The organism is Streptomyces hiroshimensis, from assembly GCF_014650335.1.
GTDB lineage: Bacteria > Actinomycetota > Actinomycetes > Streptomycetales > Streptomycetaceae > Streptomyces > Streptomyces hiroshimensis.
Genome location: NZ_BMUT01000001.1, coordinates 486911 through 500773 on the forward strand (window position 1 = coordinate 486911; position 13863 = coordinate 500773).

The following is a 13863-nucleotide window of genomic DNA, read 5'->3' on the forward strand; positions in this document are numbered from 1 at the left end:
TGACGGGGGGGTGACGAACGGGGCACCCCGCTGGTTTGGCAGATCACCACAACTAGCCTGACCTGCGGAGATGCCCCGTGTTCTCCTATCTTGCCGCATGCGACCTCGACGAAGAGGTCCTCGAACTGGTGACAATGGCGATCGTCGCGTGCGACGGCAACTGTGCCTGCAAGCTGCGTCCGTACGACCGGGCCCGGTGTGCCCTGGTCTATCTGCGTAAGCACGACACCTTCGAACAGCTCGCCGCAGGGTTCGGTATCGGTGTGGCCACGGCCTGGCGCTACACGAACGACACGAGCGAGTGCCTCGCTGCTTTCGCCCCGTCGTTGACCCAACGCTGACCAGCCATCACGCCGACGGATACGTGCTGCTGGACGGGACCGTCGCGGAGACCGACCGGGTCCAGGCGCCAGGTGATTTCTCCGGCAAGGTCCGCCGCGAGGGTGTGAACCTGCAGGTCATCGCCACGGAAGAGGGCAGGCTGCTGTGGCTCTCGCCCGCCCTGCCCGGCGGCGTCCACGATATGAAGGCCGCCCGCGAGCACGGCATCGTCGAGGTCTGCACCGCACTGGACCTCGACGCCTTTGCTGACAAGGGATACCAGGGAGCCGGCGGCACCGTGATCACGCCCATCAAGCGCCGCCCTGACACCGAACTCCCGGACAAACACAAGAGGTCGAACAGAGCCCACGCTGCACTGCGCGCTCCTGTCGAGCGGACGATCTCCCGGATCAAGCAGTGGAGGATCTTCCGCCACGCCCGCATCAGCCCGAACCGGCTCACGTCAGTCGCCGCAGCCATCCTCACCCTCGTGATCTACACGTGAAAAAGGCTCGTGGTGTCGGAGGCGAGGTCGAACTGTCACTACGTGGCTCGGTTCACCGGTTCGGTGCGTGAGCGAGGGCGTGAGGAGTCAGCCGCCGAAGGTCGCCTGGAATGCGCTCTGGCCAGCCTGCAGGAGCATCGCCAGGCCAGGAGTCACGGCGCCGATGGCGTTCAGCGTCGTCTGTAGCTGCTCGTACGCGGCGTGGATCCGGCCCGGCTCGGGTGCGTCGGCGGTGGCGGCATCCTCCAGCACCTCGGCGTCCGTGATGACCTGGTTCTGCTGGTCGTCGGCCGCCCCCCCAGGGTCGGCGCGAACTGCCTGACCGCCTGGGCGAACTCTGCTAGCTTGGAGGCGTCTAGGCCGATGTCATTGTTCTGGACGACGTGCTGCTGAGAGCCGGCGACGAAGCCCTGTGAGTGGGTGATGTTGTAGGTGTCGCCGCCGTTGGGCTGACGGCTCAAGTAGTCGCTCACGCTTCCTCCGGCGAGTACGCAACGAGTGCCAGCCGCGGTGATGCAGACCATGGCACCGTTGTCGGTGGCGTGGACATGCACGAGGCCGTCGTCGACCAGGTAGTCCAGGGCGCTGAGGACCTCCTCCTCAGCCAGGCGATCCCCGGCAAAATTGCACTGAGGATCCTCCGCGTACGACAGGACCGGGATGATGGAGTCCCGTCCACCGGTTCGCAGTGCCCACTGCAACAGCACGTCGCAGGTGTGCCGAAAGCGGGCCACCGTATCGGCGCGCAGGTCAAGCAGCCGCTTGGCCTCCAGCACGCCGTCGTCCGTGGGGTACACCTCCGAGCCGGTGCCACCCCAAGTCTCGACGACGCGTACGAGCCCGAGCATTTTCAGCCGAAGCGCCATCTCGGCTGCCTCGCCCGTCGAAAGTCCCTCGACCTCGAGAAATTCCGCAACGTCAACAACGCGACTAGGACTATGGGGGGAGGCGCCGTAAAGCCAGATCAGGAGCCGGGACAGGTACGGATCGAACTCGATTCCGCTCACGCTCGAAAGCGCCACTGCCCCCAAGCGCGGTGCCTCGACCTCGACTGAAATGCGTACGGGATGCTTGCGGTTCGCCCGTTCGAACTCCTTGGCGATCTCTCGCTGCAGCTTGTCGATGGCGCTCTTATTAATCTCGAATCCGGCCAACCCGTACCTCCTGGGAACACTGACCCTGCAAGGCTAGACCGCGCCACTGACAACACGGTCCCGTGCTGGCGTGACCAGCTGATCCTTGGCTCAGGACCCCATGGCCACTGCGGCCTGAAGCAACGCGAGGCCCGCACTTTGGAAGCGGCTGCGATTCGGGCGATGGCATCGTTCTTGGCCGCTTCGTATGAGTAAGCTGTGGGAGCCAGGTCCGGACTCCCGGTAGCACCGGGGGAACCAGCCGAGTGCATCCAGTCTTCACCGTCCGGAGGCGCGTCAGCAGCGTGCCCACCAGCGGAACTCCACTTGCTTCCACGCACGGCCCCCGTGCGCCCACACGTTCGGAGTCCTCCGCATGTCCCCCCAGCCGACCCTGGCCGCGCTTCGCAGCTTCCACTGCGAGCACACGCCCAGCAAGAGCCGCATCCTGGCTCTCGTCCACCACCGCGAAGGCCCCGCCTCTTTGCAGGCCGTCCTCACCTGCCGGCAGCCCGAGCTCGCACAGCAGGCAGTGGACATCCTCCAGCAGGCCATCCGCTCTACCTCCGACGCCTGGAAGCCCGAGCCGCTAGAAGCGCTGTGCGCCCAACTGCCGGATGCCCCGGCTTCCTCGCTCCGCAGCGCCGCACGGCATGCAGTCGCCGGCGTCTGGCCCATGCCGCCGGGCAGCTACCTCAAGTGGGATCAGATCGCTGACGGCGCCGATGAGGGTGCTGACGAGGACACTGACACCGAGGTGGTCACCCGTGCCCTGCGCACTCCGGACGATGCGCGGCTCGCGGACCTGGCGGGTCCGGTGGTCCGAGTAGAGGTGCTCCGCGAGTTCCACCTGCACGACCCGCAGGCCGTGCTGAAGGCCGCCAGGAGCGCGGGCTGGGAGCCCCTGTCGAATGACGATCCCGAGAATGATGACCCACAGGACGTCGTCGACGCCGTCATGTGGCTTGGGGAGACAGACAGAGAGATCGAGGGAGCGGACACGGTCACGGACGCCTGCCAGGGAATGAGGCTGCGTACCGAGAGCGGACACGAGGTCGCCGACTGGAGCGATGAGCCGGTTGTCGCCGACTTCGGCTCGGGCTGGCGGCGCAAGGCGGCTGTCCGCCGAGTTGAGTCGGCGATGCCGTCTACCAAGGAGAAGGTCCCGGACTTCGCCGCGCTGTTCGAGGTGCAGCCACCGCACTGTGAGGACCCGGAGTGCGAGGACGAGCAGTGTGAGTGGCAGCTCACCCCTCGAACGGCCGATATCTTGTACACGGAGCTGTGCGTGCTCGCTGACCAGGCGTACGACGACTCTGAGGAACTGGGCGACAGGTCCGTGGTACCCGACGAGCAAGAGGGCCTCTGGGGAGTGTTCACCTCTCTCCCGAAGCTGACTTTCGCAGCCGATCTGCAGTGGCGCCGTCGGTTCGCCCGGGCCGCCGACGACCTTGCTGGCGACCTCGAACGCGGGGAGTGGCCGGAGCCCACCTGCACGGCTGAGGAACTCGCCCTCCACCTCGCCGTCCGCTACGCCCGTGACAAGGAGGATGAGGACCACGCCGTGGGTGGGCACGGAAGCCTGCCCACTCACCGGGATGACTACGACTTCGACATGTGTGCCGAGGTCTTCTTCCAGGACTCTGATGTGCTGATGTTGTACAGCGCTCGCTTCGACGGCATCGAGGACCCGGACGACGACACGAACCGGGACATGGGCGTCGGCGATCTCCGTGCTGCGGCATGGTTCGAGCCGTTCTTGAACGTCCCTGCCCGTGACCCCCACCGCGGGTTCCGCCGCTGATTGTCCGGCAGCGCTGCATAAGAGCCTGACCGCGATCGCTCAAGTGGTCAGGCTCTTTTGGGGAGGCTCGTTCGTGCATCCTGGTGGAGCGCGATCGCCTCTCGACACCACGGGGGTACGCGGAGCCGTGGGAGCACCGAGGCCGGGAACCAGTGGAGCATGATGCCCTCGGTGAGGGGGAGGGCGTGGGCGTCGCCGTCCCAGTGGCCGGTGTAGATGGCGATCGGACCCTTGCCGAGGTGTTCGACGTTCCTCTGCTGGACGGTGGTGAACTCCTCGAGCGGGATGGTGAGTCCGGTCTCCTCCACTACCTCGCGTGCGACGGTGTCGGCCAGTGATTCGCCCGGTTCGGGGCGTCCGCCGACAGGTGTCCAGTAGCCGGGCCAGCAGATGCCTTCGATGTCGTCGCGGAGGTGGAGCAGGTATTCGCCCCGGCTGTTTGTGATCAGCGCGGATACCCCCGTACCGGACTTGATCGCTTCCGCTTCGAGCTCGGTGTCGGTCATCCCGCCATCGTCCACCCTGGGGGTGGGGGTGGAGCGTCTACGACACGGGCCGACGGTCGCGTCCCGAGGGCGCGCGACCGCCGGCGTGGGGAGGGAGGAGCGGTCAGGCGGCAGCAGCGGCTTCGCGGCCCCTGCGGGTACGGCGGTGGAAGATCTCCTCGAAGGTCGCGCGGGCGCCTTCGGGGTCGACGTAGTGCATGGCCAGCAGGGCGGCGATGACGGCGCCGACGAGGGCGTTCTGGACCTCGGACCAGCTGTGTACGTCACCGCAGGTGGTCAGGCCCTTCAGGCCGTGGAGGGCGTGCATGGCCTCGCCGGCCTCCTCGGCGACCTTGCCCACCTGTAGGGCCTTGAGTTCCTCGTTCGGGAGGTGTTCACCGGCCTCGCGGCAGACGGCGGAGAGCTTGGTGATGTCGTCCCACAGGTCGTCCATGACGGATCTCCCATCCGTGTGTCCCGGCCCCGGGGTGGGGCCTGGGGTCCTACGGCTGTGCGGGTCGGCCGAGCTGGCGCACGGTCCATCCGGCTGTGCGCCAGGTGTCGGCGTTTAGGAGGTTGCGGAGGTCCACGATGACCGGTTGCTCGACCAGGGCGGACAGGGCCTTGGGGTCGGCGTCGCAGAACTGGGGCCACTCGGTGGCCAGGGCGATCAGGTCCGCGCCCTTGACCAACTCCTCCAGGTCTTCCGTGTAGTCGAGTTCGGGGTGGCGTACGAGTGTGGTGGGCACGGCGTGGGGGTCGTGGACCGTGACGGTCGCGCCGCGTTGGTGCATGAGGGCGGCGACGGCAAGGGCCGGAGACTCGCGCACGTCGTCGGTGCCGGCCTGGGTTGGCTGCTGCCCGGTCCATGGTGTTCATCAGCTCGCCCAAGTCCATGACGGCAGCCTGCCACGAGGGTCGGATAGTGTGGCGGTGATCGCGTGATGAGGCTCTGGGGGTGGCAGCACGGTGCAGAGGCCGCCAGCTGCACTACGGGAGTCGACCACGTGGCCAGGCGTTGACGGCCTCCATAGGCGGATGCCGCTGTAGCCATTTGCGTGCGGCTTCGTCGCCGAAGCCGTGTGAGCGGAGGACTTCAAGGGCGGCTGCTCGCACTGCTCGCGCCTCGTCTACGCGGTTCAGGTGGGTCTTCATGCGCGCCACCACGTCGTCGTAGTCATACTCATAGCGACCGTTCACCTTCTGAGTGAACAGTGGCAGGAGTTTGTAGTAGCGACGTTCGCTGATTCCGACCTGGGTCCACGGGTACCGGTCCGGTGCCTCGCTCTTCCGGTACTGCATGACCGCGATGCTCGCCTTCCGGCGCACGTACCGACGAGTTGCCTCCGCGCCCCGCGCTGGATCGAATCCGGGGTGGATCAGTTGTTCGAGCAGTGTTGCGGCGGCAGAAGCCCTGTCTGGCGCACGGGTCTCACGCTGGATGCGATCGACCTGCCGCGGATACGCCAGCGCGACGGCGTTCACTAGCGCCGGCTCATCGCCCTTGATGTAGCCATGCCAGTAGCCCTTCAAGACCACCTGGCACGCGATCTCGTAGGGGGTCGAGGCGGGGTCGGGGGTGACGGTCGGTATGCCGTGACCGTGGATGGCCTTCGCCAGCCTTCCCCATGGCCGATCAATGGGGCGCTGGACCTGCTCGGGCCAGATGCGTGCGGTGAACGCCCAATCTGCGGGTTGTCGCGTCATCCGAGCCGCGATCAGGATGGCTTCGACGGCTGCAAGTGGTGGGGTCTCTCTGTCGGTCATCGCTTTGTCCAGCAGCAGCTCGACAAGCCGTCCGTCGTCCTCGGTCTCGCTCGTCACCCAGATGAGACGGCGGGCGATTTGGATCCACCACCCGTCGATAGAGACCCCCAGGATTGGGACGCAAAATCGAACGGCAGGGTCCATAATCCGGCGAAATAGGTACTTTCGCTGCTCATGGTCCACGGACGTGCCCAGCCAGTGGAGGACGTAGTCCGCCGACAGGCGCCCCGTCTGCGATGCCCCGGCGATGAGCTGGCCGGCAATCCAGAGTGCGTCAGCCGCCCGTGCGGCGTTCGGCGCAGGGCTGGCCAAGGGGGAGACTTGCAGGACGGTCGCAATCTCGCCGTTCACTGGGTCAGGGACTTCCCATGCTCCCGCCTCTGGCTCCAGCGAGCCGACCTGCGCATCTGGGATGTCCGCGAAGGGCAAGCCGTTGGGCTCGATCACTGAGGTCGTTCGGCGCAATGGCTGGAAGCTACGGCCCGACAGGACGTCAATCTCGCGGCCGACTCGGCCGAGTACGTCAATCAGCATGTGGCGGCCTGGGCTACCGCCGATCAGCTTCGCGGTCTCCTCGGCAAGGCCCTCGGACCAATGTCCCATCCGGGCAGTATACGAGGGCATGGAGAGTGAAAACCCCCGTCTTGAGCGGGCGCGATCGTACGCATCCGAGCCGCAGGAAATCCACGTGCTTGAGGGCAAGTCCGACCTGACGCCCCGCTTCAAACTGATCTTTTCTACGGTGGCTGCGCTGACGGCCCTGGCCCTGATTTTGAATGTGCTACTTGCCGCGTTTGGGGGAGGTTCTGACCAGGTGCAAGCCGCTGCCGGCGCATGCTCCACGACCTACATGATGGGCTTCGGGGCGATTGTGGGACTCATTGGCGGCAAGGTGGCGTGAGACTTCTTTCTGCGGGTTGAGAGGGGCGAGCCGCTGCTTGCGAGAAAGGTAAGCATCAGCCCATGCCACATCAGTCCATGGCGCATCGGGCTCTGCGCGGAGGAGTTTTTGCCGCCAGATCAGCGCGCCAGCACTGAGATCCTTTTGTTCCGCCAGTGATCCATCCAGCAGAGCCCCCGGGGCAGGCATCAGGACGTGCGAAGTGCCTCCGGGAGGAAGCGGCCGATCTCTGTGCTGCTAAACGTCATGTCCTCGTCGATCTGCAGGGCTCGCTGTGCAGCCCGATAGGCGCTACTCGATGTGTCCGGTGCCAGCCGGTAGACGTGGTTCAGCTTCTCGAGTAGCTCGTCTCTGCGGCGAGGTATGTCCACGGATTGCGGGTTGGTCTGTATGTCGGTGAGCAGGTGCAGATACAGCTCCCGGATGTACCAGAGCTCCTTGGCCGCAAGGCGGTGCTGCTCCGCGACCTTCTCCGGAGTGAAACTCAGCTGGAAGATAGTGAACGCGAGCGCTAGCGCGGAGGCGCCGCTGCTGATGTAGAGCAGGATTCGCTGGTCCGTGATCACCGAGGTCAGCAGCGTCCCGGAGGTCAGCGTCATCAGGACAATATTGATCCACTTCGCCCGGTCCGCGTTGGATGCTTCCAGCTCCCTGGCCTTCTCGTGTGCCTTGTGCGAGTAGACGACGCGGCCGAAGCACTCTCGGATCGACTGGACGTTGGCCGTGTGCTCAGTGTTCTCGTTAGAGCTCATACTGGCTCCCGAAGATCTTTTGCCACTCTAGAGAGGCGTCGATGTGCTTGCTCGCCAGCTCGTACTCGCACGCCTTGACCGCCCTGCGGTGCGCGCTTTGCGCCTTGCTCAGCCAGACGTCTCCGTACTGCTTCTTCTCGCTTGTCCCGGGGATCGTGTGCCAGCAGTTGGCCTTCTCGACCAGCTCGGCAAAGAAGTCCCGGACCATCCAGTCGTAGAAGGTCATTGACTCCCTGGAGCGGTTCCACGTCGATAGAAATTTCACGCTCCGCAGTTCCAGCACCAGGGACTTGATGGGGACCGAGCAGTGTTTCTGCCACACCTTCATCATCCTGATGAGGTTCCGGGTATTGCCGTTGGTCCGGGCGTCTGAATCGGCCACGTAGGCGATCTCGGCCTTGTGGTCGACATGCTGCCAACTGCCGCCGTCATGGGTGTTGGGCACGAGGAGCCCACCTCCCTGTCGGTGCCAGGCGGGCAGGACCTCCACGGTGTGGCCAGTGGAGAAGTCGACGACCACGACCTGGCCATCACCACCGATTTCCATGGTTCGTGGGTAGCGCGCCTGGAAAAGGCCCTTCAGCTCCTGCAGGAGGGCCGACTGCCCGTTGTACTTGTGCCCGTTGAAGCGGTGGTACTCGCTGACGGGCATGAAGAACAGTACGTCGACATCCCGCGGCGGATTCACCGCCGTGTCCTTCCCGTACGAGCCGATAATCAGCCGACAATCGTCCGAATACGGTCGGTTGCTGTAGTGCCCGTGCAGCTTACGGGCGATGGCGTTCGCGCTTGTCAGCGCGGATGCACACTGATCACTCGTCACCATGATGTTCTTCAGGAAGGTGTCGAACCTACTCGCCGTACTCATGGACCCTCCTCGCTCGTCCCAAGGGGAGCGTAGAGGGCGCCACTGACAGGCGACCGGCCTGACGAAACAGGGGGAATGCCATCCGTCGAGTGACGCCTGGGGCCGTAGATGAGGTAGCGGTGGAGGGCGCTGGCTGTGGTGTCCACGAAGCCCTCGCTCGCCATGGTGGCACCAGGCGCCCCAGACGCCAGCTCAAGCCGAAATTCGGCGAACACTCGCGGAACACTAACTCAGACCCCGTCAGGCGCGTCTGAGCTCTCCGCTGACGCCGGTGCGTCCGGTGAACCGGTGACGGCCGGACCACCGCCTGAGATCATCGATAGATGACGAAGGGCGGGGACAGCATGGCACTTCGCCAGCTGCTGGGTGACATCACGGCTCTGCTCGGGGACCGGAACACGCACAAGACACTGACCGAGTCCTTCACGGTCCTGGGTATGCCGCCAGCCGATGAAGGGTCGAAGCGCGAGCGCGTCGAGCACAGCTTCGCCCAAGTCCCAGACAGCGATCTCCACCGTCTCGCCGAACGCTTCCTACAGACGCAGAGCGTCGACGCCTTGACCCGCAACCAGCTCCAGGACGCGCTCTGGGTCGAGGCAACCCCACCAGAGATCCCCATGCGGGCCCGCCGCGAGCTGGCCCGGGCCATCGATCCGACGGTCCTTGTGCGGCACGCGGCCCGGTTCATAGCAATGCTGGAGCGATTCTGGGTCCTGGACGACGACCCCCTCGCCGCGTGGTCCTTCTCTCCCAGCACGAGGAGCCTGCGAGCCCGCGTAGAGCGGCACGTCATCCGCAACCCGGACTGGTCGGCCGAGGATCTCTTCGAGGCACTGGGCGCATTCGAAGCAGGCGACGCCAGGTTCGCCCGCTTCCTCGAGGCGGCCGTCGCCGCGGACGTGCTTCTCGACGAGACCGCACAGCGCCAACTCACGGACACGATGAACGAGCACCTTCGCACGGCGGCGATCGAGCTCAGGGAGACGGGAACCGACGGCGGTTATCCACGCTTCGCCCTGGTCCCCACCCAGCTCGCCCACACACGGCGCCCGAAGAACGTCATCTTCGCCTCACCCACGAAACCCGACATTCGCTTCCGCTCCGCCGTGGACAACGACATCGAGCTCGTCGGCAGCGACGCCCTGGTCTACGACCGCACCGTCACCGACGACGGCATCCGCTGGCGCGACCTGCAGTCCTGGTGGCAGGAGACCCAGCAGATAGCCAACGACACCGAGGCCAAGAACACCCTCTACGCCCGGCTCCGCAGCAGCCTGCCCAGCAACTCTCCCGGGCAGCGGAACCTCTTCGACTGCTACCACCGGATCCTCAAAACCGAGGTTTACGACATGCCCGCGCTCCTGCCTGAGGTATGGCTGCACTGGGACCCCAAGACGGTCAAGGAACGCGGTGCCCAGGCCCTCCTGCGCTTCCGCATGGACTTCCTGCTTCTGCTGCCCCACGGCCAACGGGTCGTCCTCGAAGTCGACGGATCCCAGCACTACACCCGAGACCACGGCCGGACCCCCGACACCTCCAAGTACGCAGAGATGATGGCCGGCGACCGGAACCTCAAACTCAGAGGCTATGAGGTCTACCGCTTCGGACACGACGAGCTGCGCGACGAATCCGCAGCTCACAGCGTTCTGGAGCGGTTCCTCCCGGAGCTCCTGCGGCGGTACGGCGTGATCAACTAGCCGCAGAATTCTCCGGCTGGCGAGGCACACGGGGCACGTCGGTCGGGTCGCCTCCGTCGTACTGAGGGCGACCAGCTGCGGTGGTGCGCTACTCCCGCCGGTGTTGCGTCATCGCGGGCTCTCGGGCAAAGGAGACGATGTCTGCGATGCCCGGGTGGTAGCCGTCCGAGGTGTCCACCACCAGTGTGGGTACGTCGAGGGAGACCGGCACGAACGATTCGTGTGAGTGTTCCCCGGAGGCGATCGCTTCGAGAAGGTCGTGATCAGCGTGGGCGGCGCGATGGCCGCTGTGCTTCACGCGGTGGGCGATCCGATCGTGGGCGACGGCGGCAGAGGTGGCGCAGCGGATGACGCGCAGCTGGGCGAGGTCCATGAGGGGTTCCAGGTGCGGTCGCCAGAGCTTGTCCTGGAACGCGGCCTCCACGACGATCGTGACCCCCGCGCGGAGGAGGACCCTCGTCACCTCGAAGAACGCGTCGAGGGTCGGGTAATTGAGTGGATCTTCGCCGCCGCCCTGGTATCCCGGGGTGGACAGGACCATCCCTTGCTTGATCTCGTCGCGGATGACCGCGGGACAGCCGAGTTCCTGAGCGAGCACATGGGCGAGTGTTGTCTTTCCCGTGCCTGGCGGCCCGCTCACGACAGTCAGTGTCGGTGTGGTCATACGCCTCTCGCTTTTCGACTCGGCATGTCAGGGAGGGGTGCGCTTGGCGAGCCGGAAGGCGATGAATCCGGGCTCGCGGGAGAGTCTGGCGTAGTCGGCGGGGTGTTCGTGGGCCATTGCCGGATGCGGACGGTGCTCGACCAGGCGTTCGATGGCGAACCCCGCGCTGGTGAACTCTTCGATCCAGCTTTGAAGTGGCTGACGCCAGTAGTGGTGCCGCAGACCGCACGACCAGCTCTCTTCGGCTTCTCGAGCGTCGAAGTAGCTGCCGCCGTCGGCAAGCCAGTCGGCCGTTGGGTGGCTGGTAGACAGTACGAGTTGGCCTTGGGGGCGCAGTACTCGGAAGAGTTCGCCCAGTGCGGTTGAGCGGTTGCGGACGTAGTGGATGACCAGCGCGGCGAGGGCGATGTCGATGGTGCTGTTGGGCAGCCAGTCGAGCCGGTCTTCGAGGTCGTGCCGGCGCACCAGGACGTCGGAGCTGAGGCGTGAGCGCGCTTGGTCGACCATGTCGGCGCTCTGATCGAAGCCGATGACCTCGGCCCCTCGCGCGATCAGCTCGGTCATGTAGAGCCCCGGGCCGCAGCCGGCGTCCAGGACACGCTTGCCGCGTACGTCGCCGAGGAGGGCGAGGACCGTAGGCCGGTCGTAGAAGGCGTTGTAGGCGCTGACGGCGGCTTCCTGGGCGAAGGTCTCGGCGAAGCCGTCGTAGGCCGCCGTACGGTCACTCGGCTGCACGGCCGGTTCCAAGCAGGAGGCAGTCGGCAACCGGTTCTTCATGCCGCGTACTCGTCGCGTCATCGACCGGGAGGATCCGGTCGAGCAGTGCGGTGCTGGGCGCAGTCGAGTCGACGAAGCCCGGATGGAGTCCGCGGACCGCGAGTTCGTAGACGTGTGGTGGGGCGGGCTGTTCGCGCTCTATGCGAGCGTCGAGGCGTGCGTCGAATCGCCGGAACCATTCGCGGTAGCTCCTGACGAGCGGGTGCGGGTCCGGCCACTTTTCGTACAGATGGGCGCGGGCGCGGGTGAACGGCGTGGGGCTGGTCAGGTACGCGGAGGAGACGGCGCTGGGGCGCGGGACCTGGTGGTAGACGCAGGTGATGTCGCCGAGGAAGGCGAACTCGTAGCCGGCGGTCCGGCGCAGCGACAGCCACAGGTCCCAGTCCTCGCAGTGCGTCATCTCCTCGTCGAACCGCACGCTGGTGGAGGCGAAATTCCGAGTCACGACCGAGCCGGTGTGAATGTAGTTGGCCACCATCAGGAAGGCGTCGTCGAAGGGGTAGTCCTTGCGCTGGTACGCCTCGGGTTCTCGGGGGGCGGACTCGATCCAGTGGGGGCTGACGAGCGCCCCGCCGTACACCGTCTCGGCGTGGCCGCCTTCCAGGGCGCGGTGAGCCACCTCCAGGTGGGCCGGGAGGTAGATGTCATCGTCGTCGAGGAATGCGACGTAGTCCCCGCCGGCTGCGGCCAGGCCCGCGTTGCGGGCGTGCGAGACGCCCTGCCGGGGTTCGATGTCGATCGAGGTGATCGGCAGGTCGTGCTTCCAGGCGTCGATGACCGGTCGCACGGGCGGACCGCCGTCGCGTACGACGATGACGTCGAAGTCGCGGAAGGTCTGGCGTGCCAGGCTGCGCAGAGCGCGGTGGAGGGGTCCTGGGCGGTCAGCGGTGGGAATGATGATGCTGATCACAGGGTGCCCCGGAGGGTGAGAGGGAGGTTGTCCCGTAGTTCGCACCGCAGTCGGGAGCGGACCATGTCCCGTGCGGGGCAGTCTCCGTCCAGGAGAGCGACAGTGGCGTACGGGATCGGTGCCATCCGGTAGAACTCGGCCCGGGAAGTGATGGCCGAAGCTTGGCGGGTGCTGATCCGTACGGCCCAGGTGGTGTGACCGTCGCGGGTCACTTCGATGCCGCGTCCGCCTTGGGCATCGCTGATCAGGACGGTGCCGCCAGGCAGTTCCTCGCAGCCGCCGGCCATCGCGCAGAACAGGCTCTCGGGCGGGTTCGCCATGTACTGCCACACGATCTGGCCGGTGGCAGGCTCGATCTCCAGGACGCGGGAGCGACCATGGGCCTGGCCGTTGTCGAAGACGAGCACGGTGCCGTTGGGACGGGCGGAGGGCTGGTGCTGCGCGGATAGCTCGCCCGGTCCCCAGAACCAGCGCACCGCCTGGGCATGCAGGTCGAGCACCGCGATCAGGTCGAGGTTGCGCAGGGAGACCAGGACATCGCCCTCGTCCCACAGCCCTTGGGGATGAGCTCGGAGGATCTCGACGGTGTTGGCGTGCAGAACGTCGCACGGCGAGCCGGGCAGGTCCCGCAGCCGCCTGGAGATGTCACGTCCGCGTCGGCCATCCAATCCGTACATGGCTGGGTCTGGCAGGTGCCCGCCCGTGGCGCGCTGGTCACCCTCCTTCTCGATCAGCGCCTTCAGGGTCGGGTCCGTGGTGAGGATGTCGTAGAGCGAGTGCGCGGCGTGGACTTCGCCGTCGCTGCCCAGGATGGTGATGGTGTTGTCCAGCAGGATGCGGGCGCCGCCCGGCCACGGGACGGCTCGGGGTTCCTCGGTGAGGGCGTAGATCTCGCCGTTGGGGTGGAGGTCGAGGTCGTGGTGCACAGGCAGTTCGGCCCGCCAGGCGACGCTGGAGTCCGGGCGGAGCTTGAGCAGCGCGTGAAGCGGGACCATGACGTACAGGCTGCCGTCGGTACCCAGCTCGACGTGGTTCCAGCCGCGCAGGTAGGCCGGCGGTTCGCTCTCGGGTGCGGGCTGGTCGAGGGTGCTGGACCAGGCGTAGACGACCTGGCCGTGGCGGTCGATCAGGCAGGCGAAGGGCTGGGGGTAGGAGGCCGACGGGGAGAGCAGGAAATGGGTGTCGTCCTGGCCGGGGCGTGCTGGTGCCACTGGCTTCTCCTTTGTCCGCTCACGGGCGAGGCCCACCGGGCCACGCCATGAGTGCTGCGATGAGGCGG

The 13863-nt window shown here is 66.2% G+C and carries 13 protein-coding genes and 2 pseudogenes; 4 read left to right on the top strand and 11 right to left on the bottom strand.

From position 1 onward, the window contains the following. Nucleotides 1-77: 77 nt before the first annotated feature. Nucleotides 78-826 (top strand): annotated as a pseudogene (locus tag IE241_RS01810) (transposase family protein). Between the two features lie 170 nt (nt 827-996). Here the strand turns inward: IE241_RS01810 and IE241_RS01815 are convergent. Further along, on the bottom strand, nt 997-1980 hold the full coding sequence (locus IE241_RS01815) for a hypothetical protein (RefSeq protein WP_190019769.1): 984 nt from the start codon (nt 1978-1980) through the stop codon (nt 997-999). Between the two features lie 355 nt (nt 1981-2335). On the opposite strand from IE241_RS01815, the gene IE241_RS01820 reads away from it, so the two are divergent. Beyond that, a complete protein-coding gene (locus IE241_RS01820) occupies nt 2336-3763 on the top strand; it encodes a hypothetical protein (RefSeq protein WP_190019770.1) in 1428 nt (475 codons plus the stop codon). 47 nt (nt 3764-3810) lie between these two features. Here the strand turns inward: IE241_RS01820 and IE241_RS01825 are convergent, their stop codons facing one another. The 4 genes and pseudogenes from IE241_RS01825 to IE241_RS01840 form a co-directional block, all read right to left on the bottom strand. Next, entirely contained in the window at nt 3811-4269 is a 459-nt protein-coding gene (locus IE241_RS01825; RefSeq protein WP_190019771.1) for an NUDIX domain-containing protein, read from the bottom strand. Between the two features lie 103 nt (nt 4270-4372). Continuing rightward, entirely contained in the window at nt 4373-4702 is a 330-nt protein-coding gene (locus IE241_RS01830) for a MazG-like family protein (RefSeq protein WP_190019772.1), read from the bottom strand. 49 nt (nt 4703-4751) lie between these two features. Further along, nucleotides 4752-5081, bottom strand: a pseudogene (locus tag IE241_RS01835) (UDP binding domain-containing protein); the annotation flags it as partial. 157 nt (nt 5082-5238) lie between these two features. Further along, nucleotides 5239-6618 carry a hypothetical protein gene (locus tag IE241_RS01840; RefSeq protein ID WP_190019774.1) on the bottom strand — a complete coding sequence of 460 codons (1380 nt, stop codon included), beginning with the start codon at nt 6616-6618 and terminating at the stop codon, nt 5239-5241. Between the two features lie 19 nt (nt 6619-6637). On the opposite strand from IE241_RS01840, the gene IE241_RS01845 reads away from it, so the two are divergent. Beyond that, complete coding sequence (locus tag IE241_RS01845) at nt 6638-6916, top strand: hypothetical protein (RefSeq protein WP_190019775.1); 279 nt, start codon at nt 6638-6640, stop codon at nt 6914-6916. Between the two features lie 188 nt (nt 6917-7104). Here IE241_RS01845 and IE241_RS01850 read toward each other — a convergent pair whose 3' ends face one another. Both IE241_RS01850 and IE241_RS01855 read right to left on the bottom strand, forming a co-directional pair. Then, the gene (locus tag IE241_RS01850; protein ID WP_190019776.1) at nt 7105-7668 is read right to left on the bottom strand and encodes an SLATT domain-containing protein; all 564 of its coding nucleotides are present in this window, start codon (nt 7666-7668) and stop codon (nt 7105-7107) included. Further along, on the bottom strand, nt 7658-8536 hold the full coding sequence (locus IE241_RS01855) for an SMODS domain-containing nucleotidyltransferase (protein ID WP_190019777.1): 879 nt from the start codon (nt 8534-8536) through the stop codon (nt 7658-7660). Before IE241_RS01855 ends, IE241_RS01850 begins: the two co-directional genes overlap by 11 nt. Before the next feature lie 344 nt (nt 8537-8880). On the opposite strand from IE241_RS01855, the gene IE241_RS01860 reads away from it, so the two are divergent. After that, a complete protein-coding gene (locus IE241_RS01860; protein ID WP_229898677.1) occupies nt 8881-10233 on the top strand; it encodes an AbiJ-related protein in 1353 nt (450 codons plus the stop codon). A gap of 88 nt (nt 10234-10321) precedes the next feature. Here IE241_RS01860 and IE241_RS01865 read toward each other — a convergent pair whose 3' ends face one another. Genes IE241_RS01865 through IE241_RS01880 form a run of 4 tightly spaced genes read right to left on the bottom strand, consistent with a single transcriptional unit; the run spans nt 10322 to nt 13795 of the window. Then, a complete protein-coding gene (locus IE241_RS01865) occupies nt 10322-10897 on the bottom strand; it encodes a P-loop nucleotide/nucleoside kinase family protein (RefSeq protein WP_190019779.1) in 576 nt (191 codons plus the stop codon). Between the two features lie 27 nt (nt 10898-10924). After that, nucleotides 10925-11632 carry a class I SAM-dependent methyltransferase gene (locus tag IE241_RS01870; protein WP_229898678.1) on the bottom strand — a complete coding sequence of 236 codons (708 nt, stop codon included), beginning with the start codon at nt 11630-11632 and terminating at the stop codon, nt 10925-10927. Further along, nucleotides 11619-12584, bottom strand: a complete 966-nt coding sequence (locus IE241_RS01875; RefSeq protein ID WP_190019781.1) for a glycosyltransferase family 2 protein — start codon at nt 12582-12584, stop codon at nt 11619-11621. Before IE241_RS01875 ends, IE241_RS01870 begins: the two co-directional genes overlap by 14 nt. Next, nucleotides 12581-13795, bottom strand: coding sequence for an arylsulfotransferase family protein (locus IE241_RS01880; protein ID WP_190019782.1), 1215 nt, complete (start codon nt 13793-13795; stop codon nt 12581-12583). The genes IE241_RS01875 and IE241_RS01880 overlap by 4 nt, the downstream gene beginning before the upstream one ends. Nucleotides 13796-13863 lie beyond the last annotated feature (68 nt).

Excerpts from the sequence above, each read along its gene's own strand:
- IE241_RS01820 (WP_190019770.1), top strand. The coding sequence starts at position 2,336 with ATGTCCCCCCAGCCGACCCTGGCCGCGCTTCGCAGCTTCCACTGCGAG.
- IE241_RS01825 (WP_190019771.1), bottom strand. The coding sequence starts at position 4,269 with ATGACCGACACCGAGCTCGAAGCGGAAGCGATCAAGTCCGGTACGGGG.
- IE241_RS01830 (WP_190019772.1), bottom strand. The coding sequence starts at position 4,702 with ATGGACGACCTGTGGGACGACATCACCAAGCTCTCCGCCGTCTGCCGC.
- IE241_RS01840 (WP_190019774.1), bottom strand. The coding sequence starts at position 6,618 with ATGGGACATTGGTCCGAGGGCCTTGCCGAGGAGACCGCGAAGCTGATC.
- IE241_RS01845 (WP_190019775.1), top strand. The coding sequence starts at position 6,638 with ATGGAGAGTGAAAACCCCCGTCTTGAGCGGGCGCGATCGTACGCATCC.
- IE241_RS01850 (WP_190019776.1), bottom strand. The coding sequence starts at position 7,668 with ATGAGCTCTAACGAGAACACTGAGCACACGGCCAACGTCCAGTCGATC.
- IE241_RS01855 (WP_190019777.1), bottom strand. The coding sequence starts at position 8,536 with ATGAGTACGGCGAGTAGGTTCGACACCTTCCTGAAGAACATCATGGTG.
- IE241_RS01860 (WP_229898677.1), top strand. The coding sequence starts at position 8,881 with ATGGCACTTCGCCAGCTGCTGGGTGACATCACGGCTCTGCTCGGGGAC.
- IE241_RS01865 (WP_190019779.1), bottom strand. The coding sequence starts at position 10,897 with ATGACCACACCGACACTGACTGTCGTGAGCGGGCCGCCAGGCACGGGA.